Raw genomic sequence first — 14,905 nt, 5'->3', positions numbered from 1 at the left:
AAAGTCAACCTCCTGAGTAAACAAATTAGCCGCTATTTTTAAAACAAAAAGCCATTCATGTCAATGTGTTTCACGTTAAAAAGCCGTCGGAAATCTGCTCCGCATTTCATTATCAAGAAAATCTGCAACCTCCGTCGCCGTCGTGAACTTCAGAATCAGCCGCGACAATCTCCGTCCATCACGCACTGTGGCCAGACGCAAAATGCGTTTGACACGGGGAATAGACGTCGCATTCATTGAGAACTCGGTCACCCCCAACCCCAGCAGCGCCAAGGTATAAACCGGGTCGCCGGCCATCTCGCCGCACATGGCGACGCTGATATTGGCTTTGGCCGCCCCGTCGCAAATCGCCTTGATGGCGCGCAGCACCGCCGGATGAAGGGGCTGGTAGAGATAAGCGACATGCTCGTTGCTACGGTCGATGGCCAGGCAATACTGAATCAGATCGTTCGTACCGATCGAAAAAAAATCAACCTCTTTCGCCAGTTGTTCGGCAATAAACGCCGCGGCAGGGGTCTCGATCATAATCCCCACCTGTATCTGCGGATCGTAGGCGATCTGCTTTGCGTCGAGCTCCACCTGGACTTCATTCAGTAACTGTCGGCATTGCCGCACTTCAGCAACGCCCGATATCATCGGAAACATCAAACGCACATCACCGAAGGTTGATGCGCGCAGAATTGCTTTAAGCTGTGTTTTGAACAACAATTGTTCTTTGAGTGAAAAACGAATGGCCCTTAAACCCATGGCCGGATTAGTTTCATTTTGCAGACAGATATCAGCGACAAACTTGTCCCCACCGACATCGAGAGTCCTGATCGTGACCGGATGGGGAGCCATGCGAATGGCAATTTCACGGTAAAAAGCGCACTGCTCCTCTTCGTCCGGCGGTACCGAGCGATTCATGAACAAAAATTCCGAGCGCACCAGGCCGCATCCCTCGGCACCATATTCCTGCGCCGGGCCAAGCTCATCAAGTATTTCGATATTGGCCCGCAGGGCAACCTGGCGGCCATCTCTGGTTTTGGCCGCGAGATTGGCGCTGTCTTTGAGTTGCTGTTCGCAATAACCAAACTGCTGCTTCTTATCAAGATATTCCCGGAAAGTTTCCTGCGAGGGGTTGAGAATGATCGTTCCCTCATCGCCGTCAATAATAATCGGCACGTTTGCAGGGATCAGCGAGGTTGCTTTTTCCAGCCCGACAACCGCCGGAATCCCGAGAGAACGCGCCAGAATAGCGGTGTGCGAAGTGCGTCCACCAACATCCGTCACAAAACCGACAATCTTCTGTTTGTCGATTTGCATGGTATCGGCCGGGGACAAGTCATGGGCGACGACCACCGCTTTACCGTCAATATCGGTCAACGCCTGCTGGGTTATGCCCAGCAAGCTGCGCAAAACCCGGTCACCAACAGAGGCAACATCAGAGCGGCGCTCACGCAGATATTCATCCTGGATCCCCGCAAAAACCTCGTTAAACTTGTTCAGGGTGCGTTGCAATGCCCCTTCGGCATTCAGGAGTTCCTGACGAATCCAGCCGATGGTTTCATCGATCAGCATCTGATCTTCAAGGATGAGTTTGTGGGTGTCGATAATATAAAGATGATCGGCCAACGCAGAGCTGTCAGCACGATCTTTAATCTCGTCCAGCTGTTTTTTAGAGTGGGCAATCGCGGCCAAAAAGGTTTTCACCTCGGCCTCGACATCTTCCTCCGATTGTAATCGGCGTTCAATCGCAACCATCCGTGAACGGTTAAGCAGATGGCTCTGTCCGATACCGATCCCGGATGACACCCCGATACCGACCAGAATCGTATCAGGAGAAATATTAATCTTCACCAAAACCATCCTCGATCAAAGCGGCAAGCTCCCGATAGGCCTCATCGGCATCGTCTCCACTCACCGTAATCTTGATTGATGAACCTTTGGGTGCCGCCAGCATTAAAATCCCCATAATGCTCTTCCCGTTTACCTCTTCACCTTCCTTCTCGACATGAACGTTCGCGGTAAAGCGGTTGGCCGTTTGCACAAATTGTGCTGCAGCACGGGCGTGCAATCCGAGTCGGTTGACGATCGTGAATGTACCTTCTTTAACTGTCATATTTTAAAAAACCCCACCAGTGCGACGGCAATGGCGGTTGCAGACCAAACGAGTAACAATGTTGACAAGCCTTTGCGGGTTGCCCAGCCGCACAAAAGGACAACCGGCACAACGGCCAATCCGCAGAATATCGGTACCCCCTCGCCACGCAACAATTGAAATGTCAGATAGGCACACAACCCGCCGAGCAGCACAACCGTCCCTTCCTTAAGCCGTATCGCGACATCCGGAAGGTTGTAACGTTGTACCGTTTCCGTCACCTTCCATCCCTGTACCCATCCGAGCCACAGACCCGCAGTGCGAAAAAAAAGATGCGGAAGATTAAAAATCAGTAAAAAAATTACCGGTGCCCAGAACGATCCATTAAAGGAAAAAAACAATGCAATCCCCGCCGCAAAGGGACGCAGCCCCCCCCAGAAGAGTGCGTCGCCAATCGCCGCGTAGGGGGCCATGACCATTTGCCGGAAATCGTCGACTTCAATTTCTTCGGGACGCCCTTCACTGCGGGCACATTCCAGATTCAGCATCGCGCCCAGAATGGGCGCACCCAGAAAAGGATGGGTGTTGAAATACGCCAGATTGCGCCGATAAGCATCTTTCAGTGCTTTGCCTGCATAGAGTTGCCGCAATGCCGGAGCCAGCGCAAAGAGTACCCCAAGATTTTGCAGGCGTTCAAAATTCCAGCTTCCCTGGAGCACAAAGGTGCGCAGAAACACCTGAAAATAGCAACGCAATGTCAATCGCCGCCGGTTCATGTCAGGCCAACCACAGCAACAGTAACGCCATGGCATAAGCGGCACTGAATAATGTTATGGAACGATTGACATTGACCATACCAAGAATGGCTGCCGTGCCGATGATCGGGAACAATATTTTCACCCAGTCGGCAGCCGGGGTCAGCGACGGCAGCAGTAATGGTCCCAGGTAACGTAACAGCGGCGTTCCGCACCCAACAATCAGCATATAAGTTGCGAGTGACGCCACGCCAAAATTAAACAAACCGAGTAAATGACAATACTCAGAACAGCCCTCTTGGCTATCAAGCGTATGTTCAATTCGCGTCAGCAGTCGCCCGTTCCGAGCGCGAGCGAGGTGGTCAAAAAACTGTCCGGCCTTCCCCAACGGCATGGCAATCAGCACACAAAGAATAACAAAAGCAAGACTATTGCTATCACCAATTTCGGCGAGACTGACCGCCAGCACTGTACTCCCTACCGCGACCTGCGTATCATCCGGAGGGATCGCCGCGCCCACCGGCAGGCGTCCGAGCCAAAGCAACTCAAGGAGCATGCCGACCTGCATGCCAACCAGCCAGTCACCAAGCATCAGCCCCGTTAACGGGCCCGCAACCAGTGGCCGACAAATCATAAATTGCAGCGCAGCCGTTCGGTCAAGACCGGTGATCACGGCAGCCCCCCCCCCGAGAAGAAGATGGGTCCAGGAAATCAGCATTCCGGTATCTTCCGTTTTAACAATTTAGCGAACCTTGTTTCGCGGTTTGCAGGTACGCCCTGCACGCTTATGCTTACCCCGGACTCAGTCAAATGTTGAAAATTATCAATATCTTCGGCGTTCATCGCAATCGTACTGGTATAACGCAATTTACCCGGTCCCGCATGCATGTTGCCCAAATTCAACCGGGTCACAGGAATCCCCAGGCGGTAGGCTTCGAGGGCATCGTGTGAAGAAGAAAAAAGGAGTAAAACGCGTTCGCCAGCAAATTTTCCGTGGGAAAATTGTTCGGCAATTTCAGAAATTTTATCTATATTCACACGCATCTTGCTGGGAACAGCGGCCTGCATGACAATCTTTTGAACCGGTGAAATCTCATTGTTGGCCACCACGATACATGTTGCTTTACAGTAAGGGACCCAAGCCTCCAGCACTTGACCATGGATCAGGCGACTATCGATTCGTGCTAATACAATCGTCATTTCAATTCACATATAATCTGTTCGAGGTTTCAAAAGTTCCCCCGGGCACATGATGCCGCGTCGCCCGTACTCACGCAAAAAAACGGCAACCGCGCTGAGAGTTTCACACTTTGGAACGCTACTGAATTTGATCAACATGGGCAGATTGACCCCGGCTAAAATTTCAATATTGCAGTCTTCAAAAAGCGTCATCGCAACGTTGGCAGGCGTTCCGCCGAACATGTCCGTCATCACAATCACGCCATCACCCGCATCATCAACGGCGGCAATCGCTGCGCGCAATGTTGCCTCAATTGCCTCCATCCCATCTTCGCGGCGGATACATACGGCACGGGCATGCGGCAATGGACCAACGATCGATTCTGCGGTCAGCAGCAACTCTTCAGCGAGCCGTGAATGGCATGCGACAACCAGTCCTATCATCCTTAACCCCTTGAAACATCACGGTGAAACACTTCCAGAGCAATTCCCTCCAGCTGCGTTAAGTGCTGCAATGCTTCAACAACGGCAACGCTGCGGTGCCGGCCTCCGGTACAACCGACAGAAACAGTCAGATAGCTTTTCCCTTCGCGTTGATATTGCGGCAGCAGAAAGGCAAGCAGTGCTCCGAAAAAGCGAAAAAAATCTTGCGCAAGTGAACTGTTGTTGACAAAATCCTGAACATCTTTATCCAGACCGGTCATTGGTCTGAGCCGGGCGTCAAAGTGGGGATTCGCCAGAAAACGAACATCCATAACCAGGTCAGACTCTGGCGGGACACCATAACTGAAACCAAAAGACTGTAAACGAACCGGAAGTATTTGCGCTTGTTTCGTGTCACAAAACAGACTGATAATGGTAGCCCGCAACTGATGAGTATTCAGATTAGAGGTGTCAATAATCCGCGCACTGATTGCCCTGAGGGGCGCGAGGAGTAAACGTTCACGCTCGATACCGACGGTCACCCCCTCCTTTTTTGCCAGCGGATGAGAGCGCCGTGTTTCGGAGTAACGCCGCACCAGCACAGAGTCGTCGGCATCGAAGAAAACAATTTCTGCGGTGTGCCCGAAAATTTCGAGCTCCGCCAAAACCGGCTTGAATTCACGAAAAAACTCCAGACTGCGCACATCAACAACGACCACAATCCCGGCAACAGAACCGACACTTTCCTCAATCAGCGTTACAAAGCGCGGCAGCAGCACCGGCGGAAGGTTATCAGCAACGTAAAAACCCTGGTCCTCGAAGACGCGAGCGGCGGTCGATTTCCCGGAACCGGAAAGTCCGGAGAGAATGATCAATCTCATCCGGCTACTCAAGGTTGTCGCCGATGATGGTGTGTGATTGCAGACGGATCGTTTCAGCCATCCTCGATTCAAGGCGGTCCTGAAACTCCCTTGCACTGTGATAGCCCATTTCCTTAAGCAGCTGGTTGCGCGCCGCAACCTCGACGATTGACGTAATGTCGCGCCCTGGTCGAACCGGAATCTTCAAAAAGGGAATTTTTAATCCGAGCAAGGTGTAGGTATTATCCTCAAGCCCAAGACGATCATATTCCTTACCGTCCTCCCACTCGACAAGTTCGATCGCGACATCGATCTTTTTACGATCACGAATCGATGCAACACCGAACAGGTGCTTGATATTAATAATCCCCAAACCGCGAATCTCCATGTGATAGTGGAGTAAATCCTTGCCTTCGCCAAACAGGACTGCGGGCATTTTCATCCGCACCTTGACAATATCATCAGCGACCAGTCGGTGCCCGCGCAATACCAGATCAAGAGCACACTCACTTTTACCAATACCACTTTTCCCCAGCAGCAACACACCGACCCCAAGGACATCGACCAGAACACCATGAACAATTTTGGTCGGTAATAAATGTTCTTCCAGGAAATTGGTGAGCAACGAAATGAAGTCGGAGCTTTGCAGGGGGGAGCGCAGCAAGGGGATAGACCGGGATTCAGCTGCCTGAATCAGCATGTCAGGAGGCGTTTGTCCCTTGGTAACAATGAAACAACAGATATCGTGAGCACACAATGCACGGATATTTTCAGCGGCACGTAGCGGCTCCAGTTGTTCAAGATAACTCAGTTCGGTCGAACCGAGCACCTGGATTCGATCGTGATGCAGGTTGGCGGTGTAACCTGCGAGGGCAAGCCCCGGCTTTTGAATCCGCGGCACCTGCACCCGATTACCCAGGCCGTCCCTGCCCGCCAACAGTTCAAGGGCAAGCCCCGCGTCCTGCTCTGCGAGCAGTTCAGCTATACTGATTCCGGGCATACACTCATCTCAAAAACGTTCTTCTTCATCAGCAATGATCTTGTAAAGCGCCTGCGCATCAGGCGCCTGCACCAGTTGTTCACGTGTCGCCTTGTTCTTTAGAATTTTAGATATCCGCGCCAGCATCTTCAAATGCACGCCGACAGATTCTTCCGGCGCAACGAGCAGAAAGAAAAGGTGCGCCGGTTTGCCGTCCATCGCATCAAAATCGACGCCATCGACACTGCGGGCAAAGGCGATCAGCAGCTTATCCAGTGATTTAAGCTTTCCGTGGGGGATCGCGACACCGTCACCAATGCCGGTACTCCCCAGACACTCCCGCTCATGGAGAACCTTAATCACCTCGGTTCGATCCAGGCTCTCGTCAAACTTGGACAACGCCTCGGCCAACTCCGCCAATACATCATCTTTGGTCCGGGCCTGTAAACTCGAAATGATGGTTTCGGGATACAACAGATCTACGATTTTCATACGCCAAACATACTCCACTAACTCCCGTTACTCAAAATAAAAGACTCCGGTGAAGGATTCCCCGGAGTCAATCAATGACTTTGTTACTTAATTGCGTGGTTCGATCAAACCATAGTGGCCATCTTTGCGCCGGTAAACGACATTGATCTCGGCTGACCGATCATCGGTAAAAACCAAAAAATCTTTATGCAACAGGTCCATTTGCATCACCGCTTCTTCTACCGACATCGGTTTCACGAAGAAACTGTTAGTGCGGACAATCAACGGTTCCACTGCGCCTTCATCGACGCTTTCTGCCGACAAGACCGACTTTGAAATCTGCCGCTCACGCCCTACACTCGGTTTGTGTCGCTTGATTTTATCTTTGTAACGCTTCAGCTGACGTTCAATTTTATCGACCACGGCGTCAATCGCCGCGTACATATCGCTGGTTTCCTCGCTACCCTTTATGGTGATACCTTTCGCCACCAGGGTAACTTCGACCCGATGGCGAATTTTCTTCTCAACCGACATCACCGCCTGGGCATCAATCGGTTCATCGATATATTTTTTAACCCGTGAAACTTTCTCTTCAAGATAAGTCTTGAGTGGATTACTGGTTTCCATGTGCCTGAAAGTGACAGCAATTTGCATAAAGAACCTCCTGGTCAGGATTCCCGCAGGAATCGTTTCTATGTGCCTTGATTATATCGCTTCAAAGGAGATTAACCACCCAGGAAGACAGTCAAAACATTCTTTTTCGTCCAGTCGATGAACCAATATTGAGCATTTCCCGGTATTTTGTCACTGTACGGCGGGCGATATCAATCCCGTGCTCAAGCAACAGCTCAACAATTTTTTGATCAGAATAAGGTTTTTTCGGATTTTCCCCCGCAACGATATCCTTGATGCGGTTCTTGACACTCTCCGAGGCGACCGCTGATCCCCCGACAGTGCCGATAGCACTGTTGAAAAAATATTTCAGTTCAAACAGCCCCTGTGGCGTCTGTACATATTTATTCGTTGTCACCCGACTGATCGTCGACTCGTGCATCTGAATATCTTCGGCGACATCGCGCAACACCAGTGGCTTAAGATATTCAATGCCATGGTCAAAAAACATTCGTTGAAATTTGATGATACTCTTTGTTACCCGATAAATCGTTCGCTGCCGCTGATGAATACTCTTGATCAACCAAACCGCCCCGCGCATTTTATCCTGAATATACTCACTGGCCTTCTGATCGACCGTTCCTCCATTCGATAAGGCCTGGCGATAAAAAGAACTGATCTTGAGGTTCGGCAAACCGTCATCATTAAGGACCACGACATATTCATCACCAATCTTGTGCACAAAAATATCGGCGGTGATGTAATGCACATCTTCTTGCGAGAAAGGGCGTCCCGGACGCGGCTCAAGATCAGAAATAATTTTTGCGGCGACCAGAACATCGTCGATTGTAACATTTTGTTCTTTTGCAATTCTGGCATATCTGCGATTTTCAAGATCATCCATATGCTCGCGCAACATGGCTTCGACCAGCGTCCCCTCCATGCCGAGATTAATCGCCTGGCACAACAGGCATTCCTGCAGGTCACGGGCGGCAACACCAGGGGGGTCGAACTGCTGCACAAAACCAAGAATCTTTTCAACATTCTCGGGGGAAGTTCTGGTTATCGTGGCAATTTCATCGAGCCCGGCACGCAAATAACCTTGATCATCGAGATTGCCGATAATTTCCGCTGCAACGCGAAAGGTCAAATCATCAAGACGGGTCAATTTAAGCTGCCACATCAGATGATCTGCCAACGACTGCTTTTTGGTAATCAGATTTTCATAGGCCGGACGTTCATCATCATCGGCAAAGTTGTCACCACTCGGACCGGACAAACTGTACCCTTCGAGGTAAGTTTGCCAATCGATATCATTCAGTCCCTCAGACTCACCGACAACCTCCGCAACCTCTTCCCCTGGCGTGCTGACATCCTCCCCGCCTTCCGGCGTATCGACACGCTCTTCGGGAACATCGTTCCCCTCTTCAAGCAGCGGGTTTTCCTCCAGCTCTGCCTGAACCAGATCGACCAGTTCCATCCGCGAGAGCTGCAGTAACTTGATCGCCTGCTGAAGCTGCGGCGTCATCACCAGCTGCTGACTGAGTTTAAGCTGTTGTCTTAGTTCAAGCGCCATAATTAACTTTCACGATATTCAAGGGACTACAACCGAAAAGAGTCCCCGAGATAGATGGTTCGCGCCCGTTCACTGCGGGCAATATCCTGAGGTGTTCCGTATTCCAGAACCCCCCCATCGTTGAGAATATACGCCTGATCGCAGACACCGAGAGTTTCCCGCACATTGTGGTCAGAAATCAAGATGCCAATACCCCGGTCACGCAAGTGCTTGATAACCTCCTGAATATCATTAACGGCAATCGGATCAATCCCCGCAAACGGCTCATCAAGCAAGAGAAAGAGCGGTTCGCTGACCAGTGCCCGGGCGATTTCAACGCGACGACGTTCGCCCCCTGACAAGCTGTAGCCGTAGGATTTACGCACCTGAGTCAGGCGAAACTCACCAAGCAGTTGCTCCATCCGCTCACGACGAGCAACCGCAGACAGATTCATCGTTTCAAGAATTGCCAATAAATTGTTTTCCACCGTCAATTTACGAAAAACAGAAGCTTCCTGCGCCAGGTATGAGATCCCCGCGCGGGCCCGCAAATGCATCGGCAAGCGTGTCAATTCGCGGTCATCCATGAACACCTGCCCCTGATCGGGCCTGACCAGACCAACCATCATATAGAACGAGGTCGTTTTGCCGGCACCGTTCGGGCCAAGCAAGCCGATCACCTGCCCTGATGATACATCAAGATCGACACCGCAAACAACCTGTCGTCCGCGATAACTTTTGGACAGACCACGGGCACGCAACAAATGCGTCATCGATCCTCCCCTGTCGGGCGAAAAACGGCATTCACCCGCCCCCCTTCTCCCCCCACCAAGGTTCGCTCTTCGTCCAGAAAAACCGTTATTTCCTGACCCTCTACCCGATTTTCGCCATCCTTGAAGCGGGCGTTTCCGGTGAGGACAATCTTGCGCTCCCGATTGAAGAAAATGGCGCTGTTACTTGACGCAACGCGCGGCCCCTGGGTCATTCTGACCGTCCCCTCAGCTTCGATACGTAGCAGCGAACGATCTTCCTGATCGACAAACAGTTTCATCTGCTCGGCACGCAGCACCACCCCGCCGTCATCAGCAACAACGTTCCCCTGAAAGCTAACCCAGCCTGCCGGATTATTCGCTTCCAGGTGGTCTGCGCTAACCCGAATCGGTTCGGTTTCGGCCATAGCGACATGGACAGAAAAAAATATCAACAACAGTAAAAGTAGTAATCTGATCATCAGGGTGTTTTCAAGGGCGCAGTAACGAACGCCTCAATCTCTTCGTGAATCTGGAAAATTCCCGTTGCGGCGGCATAATCGTAACCTCGACCGGTGATTTTCAACCCTGGGGAAAACATCTGCACCGGTCCTGCCCCGGAGGCGAGTTGTCGGCGGTCATCATAAACCAGCCTGTCCGTCAAAAAACGATACCCCCGTTGATCTTCAACAATAACCGAACCGTTGAGCTCGATGATGCGTTCAGCGATTTTCATCACTCCGGAATCCGCCCACAACCTCAGATACGGCTTGTTCTGTTGCGAAAATACCTGGAGATGAACAACCTCGGCCCGGGCAATAGCGCCCACAAAATCGTGTCGGGCACTTCTCGCCTGTAGCGCCCAGCGCCGGGTCCCGTCACGATATTCCGTATAAGCGAAATCGTCGATCACAAGATCACTCTGCGGAGCGGACAGAGTCGCCCCCACCACCCTGAACGGCAACAGCATCAGGCACAGGATGACAACCAAAAGACAACTGACACGTGCGCTGGATACGGGACCGTTCATGGGCGTTAACTATAGCATTTCACCAGACAAACTGCAAAGATTTTACTCGCCCGTTGGCACGGGACTTGTATGAATCGCAGGCGTGGTGAGAAGATAACGCTCCATAATTTCCGGCCAGCGTCCACTGTGACGGAGAATATGATCACAAATCTCCCGCACGGCACCGCAGCCACCGTTTCGTTCAGTTACGTAGTCGACGCAATTTTTGACATCATCGACCGCGTCAGCAACCGTGGCAGAAAAACCCACCCGCAACAGAATCGGTAGATCAACGATATCGTCACCGACATAAGCTACTGCCGATGCGGCGAGCCCTGTTTGCGCCAGGATCTCGTTAAAGGGAACCAGCTTGTCTTTTGCCCCCTGATAGAGGATTTCGATACCCAGTTCGGCAGCACGATGGGCAACCACCGTGGAACTGCGCCCGGTAACGATCCCGACGGCAACCCCTGCGCGTTGCAGCAGCTTGATCCCATGACCATCCTTGACATTGAATCGTTTACTTTCGTTCCCGTTGTCGTCGAGAATAATCCCGCCGTCCGTCATCACCCCGTCGACATCCAGCAGCAAAAGCTTGAGTTGATGATATTCAACCATCAAACCACCCCCGCTCTGAGCAGATCGTGCAGATGAACGATACCGACCGGTTTTTTACCGGCATCAGAATCAAACACAAACAACGAAGTAATCGCGAATTCCTCCATCAACTGCACCGCTTTGGCGGCCAGGTTCGTCGCCAGAATGCGTTTCGGATGTTTTGCCATCATTTCACACATCGGCCGCTCCATGGCGTCATATCCGTGGGCAATCACCCGCCGCAAATCACCATCGGTAAAAACCCCCACCAGTTCACCGCTCTCGTCGGCCACTCCGGTCACGCCAAGCTTTTTACTGGTGATTTCAAAAAGTGCTTCCTTCAGCAGCATCGTTGCGGGAACGACCGGAATATCCGCGCCGCTATGCATGACATCCTCGACACGCAACAACAGACGTTTCCCCAGCGCACCCCCCGGATGAAACATGGCAAAATCTTCCGCCTTAAAGCCACGTTCGATCAGTAGCGTTACCGCCAGGGCATCACCCATGGCGAGCGTCGCGGTGGTACTTGCCGTCGGTGCCAACCCCAGAGGACAGGCTTCCTCCTTGATCGAAATATCGAGGAAAACGTCACCTGCGCGTGCCAGGGTCGAGTGCGGATTACCACTCATCGCGAGCAGCGGCAACCCCATGCGTTTGATAATCGGCAAAATCCGGGTGATCTCTTCTGTTTCTCCTGAGTTTGAAACGGCGATGACAACATCTCCCTTGGCCAGCATGCCGAGATCTCCGTGCATCCCCTCGGCCGGATGCAGAAACAATGTCGGCGTTCCGGTGGATGACATGGTTGCGGCAATTTTCTGACAGATATGCCCGGATTTACCCATCCCGGTGATGACAACGCGCCCATGACAGGCAAGAATCATCTTGACCGCCTGAATAAAACGGTCATCAATCCGCTCAATCAGCGCCTGAATCGCTTCGGCTTCGGTGCGTAAAACTTTTTGCGCGGTTTCAATCATCGCTCAACGTACTCCCCATCTTTTATAATCGCATCCAGCGCCATCATCTGCCGCAACATGTCTTCAAGCTGGTCAAGCGACAATGAATTGGCTCCATCGCAGAGGGCCTGATCGGGATTCTCATGAACTTCCCAAAAAAGACCATCAATGCCGACCGCTGTTGCCGCCCGCGACAACGCTCCAACATATTGCCGCTGACCAGCGGAAATCGTGCCGCCGCCACCGGGCAACTGCACCGAATGAGTCGCATCGAACACCACCGGAAAACCAAGCTCGCGCATAATCACTAACGAACGCATATCACTGACCAGATTATTGTAACCGAAGCTCGCACCGCGTTCAGTGAGGATGATTTGTTCATTCCCGCCAGCTTGCAGCTTGCCAACACTGTTGCGCATATCCCACGGGGCCATGAATTGCCCCTTCTTGACATTAATTACCTTGCCGGTCCTGGCGGCGGCCAGCAACAAATCTGTCTGGCGGCAGAGAAATGCCGGAATTTGTAAAACATCCAGCACTTCGGCGGCGGCAGCAACCTGGGTGATATCATGGACGTCAGACAGAATCGGCAGATCGAATTCTGCCTTGACCTGACTCAAAATCCGTAATCCCTCATCCATGCCGGGGCCTCGGTAGGAATCGACAGAGGTACGATTGGCCTTGTCGTAAGAGGCCTTGAAGATCAACGGAAAACCAAGTTTTTGTGACAAATTCACCAGTTTTTCAGCAATCCGCAACGTCATTGCTTCGTTCTCGATCGCACACGGACCGGCAATTAAAACGAGCGGCAAACCGCCCCCCATGGTGATCTTGCCAAGCTGGATAGTACGTGTCATTTTGCTTCACTCCTCTGTTTGAGGCACGCCCCGACAAACGATTCAAACAACGGGTGGGGGGACATCGGTCGGGATTTAAACTCAGGGTGAAATTGACAGCCAAGAAACCAGGGGTGATCAGAAAGTTCAATGATCTCGACCAGATCGAGATCGGGATGAATACCGGAAATAGTCAAGCCGCACTCTTTCAAAACCGTGCGATAAGCATTGTTGAATTCATAACGATGGCGATGGCGCTCGGTAATACTCTTCTGCCCGTAAATCCGACGCGCCAGCGTATCCTTTGCCATGTTACAGGGGTAAGCACCGAGACGCATCGTCCCCCCCTTCCCTTTGACCTTCCTTTGCTCCTCCATAATATGGATGACGGGATTTTTAGCGTCTTCACGAAATTCCGATGAATACGCTTCCTTGATCTGACAGACATTCCGTGAAAACTCAACTACCGCCATCTGCATCCCGAGGCAGATGCCGAAAAACGGGATCTTGTTCTCACGGGCAAAACGAATCGCGTCGATCTTCCCCTCACTGCCGCGTTCACCAAACCCGCCAGGGACCAGAATCCCGTCGACCTGATCAAAAGCGTCGCCGATGCCATGTCGCTCCAGACTTTCCGAATCAACATATTTCAGCTTGACCCGGCAATCATTACCGATGCCACCATGAATCAACGCTTCAGCCAACGATTTATAACTTTCTGTCAGCTCGACATATTTACCGACAATGGCGATGACGGTCTCCCCGGTCGGGTCATTAACCCGCAGCCTGATCCGTTCCCAGGCGGACAGATCGGGCGCCTTGGTCCAGATATTGAGGTAATCGACGATCCGTTCATCCAGCCCCTGCTCATGCAACGCAATCGGGCATTCGTAGATCGATGAAACATCCCGCGCCGTAATGACCGCCCCTTCATCAACATTGCAGAACAGCGCGATCTTGCTCTTCATTTCGCGGGGAATCTCGCGATCACAGCGGCACAGCAGAATGTCCGGCTGAATACCGATTTCACGGAGCTCCTTGACACTGTGCTGGGTGGGTTTGGTCTTTAACTCGCCGGCAGTCGAAATATACGGCACCAGCGTCAGATGGATGTAAAGCACATTGTCGGCACCACGATCACTGCGAAACTGGCGAATCGCTTCCAGAAACGGCAACGATTCAATATCTCCGACGGTGCCCCCCACTTCGATGATGGCGATATCGATCTCCCGCGCATTATCGATGATCTTTTCTTTGATCTCATTGGTAATATGGGGGATAACCTGAACTGTGCCACCAAGGTAGTCACCGCGTCTTTCCTTGCGGATGACGCTGTCGTAGACCTGGCCGGTGGTAAAATTAGATTTGCGCGACAGGTTGGCGGTGGTGAACCGTTCGTAGTGCCCCAGGTCAAGATCGGTTTCCGCACCATCATTGGTGACAAAAACCTCACCGTGCTGATAGGGGCTCATCGTGCCGGGATCTACATTGATATAGGGATCCATCTTCTGCATCGAAACACGCAATCCGCGTGCTTCCATCAGCGCCCCGATCGATGCGGCGGACAAACCCTTCCCCAGCGAAGAAACGACGCCTCCGGTAATAAAAATAAACTTGGTCTTCATTGCACGTCCTCTGCTCATACCAGCCGGTTATTTGATACGAAAATCATAAGAGTTAATTTTGATGCACTCGCAAAAAAGAATGAGATGGCTAAGCAAAAATTTCGTCCTCCAAGGCTTGGTGGTTTTTCAGGGGCGAAGGCCTACATCAGGTAGGTCGAGGTCCTGAAAAATCAGCGTAACGCCGGAGGGCGGACTTTTTGCGACGCCATCAAT

18 protein-coding genes are annotated in these 14,905 nt (G+C 51.9%); all 18 read right to left on the bottom strand.

Annotated elements, in window-relative coordinates; all coding sequences use genetic code 11:
- Nucleotides 1-75: 75 nt before the first annotated feature.
- Nucleotides 76-1,848, bottom strand: coding sequence for a phosphoenolpyruvate--protein phosphotransferase (gene ptsP / locus K0A93_06855; protein ID MBW6511823.1), 1,773 nt, complete (start codon nt 1,846-1,848; stop codon nt 76-78).
- Complete coding sequence (locus tag K0A93_06850; GenBank protein ID MBW6511822.1) at nt 1,829-2,101, bottom strand: HPr family phosphocarrier protein; 273 nt, start codon at nt 2,099-2,101, stop codon at nt 1,829-1,831. Before K0A93_06850 ends, ptsP begins: the two co-directional genes overlap by 20 nt.
- Entirely contained in the window at nt 2,098-2,856 is a 759-nt protein-coding gene (locus K0A93_06845; GenBank protein ID MBW6511821.1) for a PTS system mannose/fructose/sorbose family transporter subunit IID, read from the bottom strand. Before K0A93_06845 ends, K0A93_06850 begins: the two co-directional genes overlap by 4 nt.
- Nucleotide 2,857: 1 nt before the next feature.
- On the bottom strand, nt 2,858-3,553 hold the full coding sequence (locus K0A93_06840) for a PTS sugar transporter subunit IIC (protein MBW6511820.1): 696 nt from the start codon (nt 3,551-3,553) through the stop codon (nt 2,858-2,860).
- Entirely contained in the window at nt 3,547-4,035 is a 489-nt protein-coding gene (locus K0A93_06835) for a PTS sugar transporter subunit IIB (protein ID MBW6511819.1), read from the bottom strand. The genes K0A93_06840 and K0A93_06835 overlap by 7 nt, the downstream gene beginning before the upstream one ends.
- A gap of 6 nt (nt 4,036-4,041) precedes the next feature.
- Nucleotides 4,042-4,458 carry a PTS system fructose subfamily IIA component gene (locus K0A93_06830; GenBank protein MBW6511818.1) on the bottom strand — a complete coding sequence of 139 codons (417 nt, stop codon included), beginning with the start codon at nt 4,456-4,458 and terminating at the stop codon, nt 4,042-4,044.
- A gap of 2 nt (nt 4,459-4,460) precedes the next feature.
- Nucleotides 4,461-5,318 (bottom strand): RNase adapter RapZ, encoded by an 858-nt coding sequence (rapZ, locus tag K0A93_06825; GenBank protein ID MBW6511817.1) that lies wholly within the window; start codon nt 5,316-5,318, stop codon nt 4,461-4,463.
- A 4-nt stretch (nt 5,319-5,322) separates the two neighbouring features.
- Entirely contained in the window at nt 5,323-6,297 is a 975-nt protein-coding gene (gene hprK, locus K0A93_06820) for an HPr(Ser) kinase/phosphatase (protein ID MBW6511816.1), read from the bottom strand.
- 9 nt (nt 6,298-6,306) lie between these two features.
- A complete protein-coding gene (locus K0A93_06815) occupies nt 6,307-6,768 on the bottom strand; it encodes a PTS sugar transporter subunit IIA (protein ID MBW6511815.1) in 462 nt (153 codons plus the stop codon).
- Between the two features lie 87 nt (nt 6,769-6,855).
- Nucleotides 6,856-7,401 carry a ribosome-associated translation inhibitor RaiA gene (gene raiA, locus K0A93_06810; protein ID MBW6511814.1) on the bottom strand — a complete coding sequence of 182 codons (546 nt, stop codon included), beginning with the start codon at nt 7,399-7,401 and terminating at the stop codon, nt 6,856-6,858.
- 91 nt (nt 7,402-7,492) lie between these two features.
- Nucleotides 7,493-8,935 carry an RNA polymerase factor sigma-54 gene (gene rpoN, locus K0A93_06805; protein ID MBW6511813.1) on the bottom strand — a complete coding sequence of 481 codons (1,443 nt, stop codon included), beginning with the start codon at nt 8,933-8,935 and terminating at the stop codon, nt 7,493-7,495.
- A gap of 26 nt (nt 8,936-8,961) precedes the next feature.
- Entirely contained in the window at nt 8,962-9,687 is a 726-nt protein-coding gene (gene lptB / locus K0A93_06800; GenBank protein MBW6511812.1) for an LPS export ABC transporter ATP-binding protein, read from the bottom strand.
- Entirely contained in the window at nt 9,684-10,145 is a 462-nt protein-coding gene (gene lptA, locus K0A93_06795; protein ID MBW6511811.1) for a lipopolysaccharide transport periplasmic protein LptA, read from the bottom strand. The genes lptB and lptA overlap by 4 nt, the downstream gene beginning before the upstream one ends.
- Nucleotides 10,145-10,693, bottom strand: a complete 549-nt coding sequence (gene lptC / locus K0A93_06790) for an LPS export ABC transporter periplasmic protein LptC (protein ID MBW6511810.1) — start codon at nt 10,691-10,693, stop codon at nt 10,145-10,147. The genes lptA and lptC overlap by 1 nt, the downstream gene beginning before the upstream one ends.
- 42 nt (nt 10,694-10,735) lie before the next feature.
- Entirely contained in the window at nt 10,736-11,290 is a 555-nt protein-coding gene (locus K0A93_06785) for an HAD-IIIA family hydrolase (protein ID MBW6511809.1), read from the bottom strand.
- Nucleotides 11,290-12,252 carry a KpsF/GutQ family sugar-phosphate isomerase gene (locus K0A93_06780; GenBank protein ID MBW6511808.1) on the bottom strand — a complete coding sequence of 321 codons (963 nt, stop codon included), beginning with the start codon at nt 12,250-12,252 and terminating at the stop codon, nt 11,290-11,292. The genes K0A93_06785 and K0A93_06780 overlap by 1 nt, the downstream gene beginning before the upstream one ends.
- A complete protein-coding gene (gene kdsA, locus K0A93_06775; GenBank protein MBW6511807.1) occupies nt 12,249-13,088 on the bottom strand; it encodes a 3-deoxy-8-phosphooctulonate synthase in 840 nt (279 codons plus the stop codon). Before kdsA ends, K0A93_06780 begins: the two co-directional genes overlap by 4 nt.
- On the bottom strand, nt 13,085-14,692 hold the full coding sequence (locus tag K0A93_06770; protein ID MBW6511806.1) for a CTP synthase: 1,608 nt from the start codon (nt 14,690-14,692) through the stop codon (nt 13,085-13,087). The genes kdsA and K0A93_06770 overlap by 4 nt, the downstream gene beginning before the upstream one ends.
- Nucleotides 14,693-14,905: the final 213 nt, after the last annotated feature.

The sequence above is a fragment of the Desulfuromonadaceae bacterium genome, assembly GCA_019429445.1.
Taxonomy (GTDB): domain Bacteria; phylum Desulfobacterota; class Desulfuromonadia; order Desulfuromonadales; family JAHYIW01; genus JAHYIW01.
This window is presented reverse-complemented; position numbering and strand designations above follow the sequence as displayed.

What these genes read in the sequence shown, in the direction of transcription:
- ptsP (MBW6511823.1), bottom strand. Translation starts at nt 1,848, where the DNA reads ATGGTTTTGGTGAAGATTAATATTTCTCCTGATACGATTCTGGTCGGT.
- K0A93_06850 (MBW6511822.1), bottom strand. Translation starts at nt 2,101, where the DNA reads ATGACAGTTAAAGAAGGTACATTCACGATCGTCAACCGACTCGGATTG.
- K0A93_06845 (MBW6511821.1), bottom strand. Translation starts at nt 2,856, where the DNA reads ATGAACCGGCGGCGATTGACATTGCGTTGCTATTTTCAGGTGTTTCTG.
- K0A93_06840 (MBW6511820.1), bottom strand. Translation starts at nt 3,553, where the DNA reads ATGCTGATTTCCTGGACCCATCTTCTTCTCGGGGGGGGGGCTGCCGTG.
- K0A93_06835 (MBW6511819.1), bottom strand. Translation starts at nt 4,035, where the DNA reads ATGACGATTGTATTAGCACGAATCGATAGTCGCCTGATCCATGGTCAA.
- K0A93_06830 (MBW6511818.1), bottom strand. Translation starts at nt 4,458, where the DNA reads ATGATAGGACTGGTTGTCGCATGCCATTCACGGCTCGCTGAAGAGTTG.
- rapZ (MBW6511817.1), bottom strand. Translation starts at nt 5,318, where the DNA reads ATGAGATTGATCATTCTCTCCGGACTTTCCGGTTCCGGGAAATCGACC.
- hprK (MBW6511816.1), bottom strand. Translation starts at nt 6,297, where the DNA reads ATGCCCGGAATCAGTATAGCTGAACTGCTCGCAGAGCAGGACGCGGGG.
- K0A93_06815 (MBW6511815.1), bottom strand. Translation starts at nt 6,768, where the DNA reads ATGAAAATCGTAGATCTGTTGTATCCCGAAACCATCATTTCGAGTTTA.
- raiA (MBW6511814.1), bottom strand. Translation starts at nt 7,401, where the DNA reads ATGCAAATTGCTGTCACTTTCAGGCACATGGAAACCAGTAATCCACTC.
- rpoN (MBW6511813.1), bottom strand. Translation starts at nt 8,935, where the DNA reads ATGGCGCTTGAACTAAGACAACAGCTTAAACTCAGTCAGCAGCTGGTG.
- lptB (MBW6511812.1), bottom strand. Translation starts at nt 9,687, where the DNA reads ATGACGCATTTGTTGCGTGCCCGTGGTCTGTCCAAAAGTTATCGCGGA.
- lptA (MBW6511811.1), bottom strand. Translation starts at nt 10,145, where the DNA reads ATGATCAGATTACTACTTTTACTGTTGTTGATATTTTTTTCTGTCCAT.
- lptC (MBW6511810.1), bottom strand. Translation starts at nt 10,693, where the DNA reads ATGAACGGTCCCGTATCCAGCGCACGTGTCAGTTGTCTTTTGGTTGTC.
- K0A93_06785 (MBW6511809.1), bottom strand. Translation starts at nt 11,290, where the DNA reads ATGGTTGAATATCATCAACTCAAGCTTTTGCTGCTGGATGTCGACGGG.
- K0A93_06780 (MBW6511808.1), bottom strand. Translation starts at nt 12,252, where the DNA reads ATGATTGAAACCGCGCAAAAAGTTTTACGCACCGAAGCCGAAGCGATT.
- kdsA (MBW6511807.1), bottom strand. Translation starts at nt 13,088, where the DNA reads ATGACACGTACTATCCAGCTTGGCAAGATCACCATGGGGGGCGGTTTG.
- K0A93_06770 (MBW6511806.1), bottom strand. Translation starts at nt 14,692, where the DNA reads ATGAAGACCAAGTTTATTTTTATTACCGGAGGCGTCGTTTCTTCGCTG.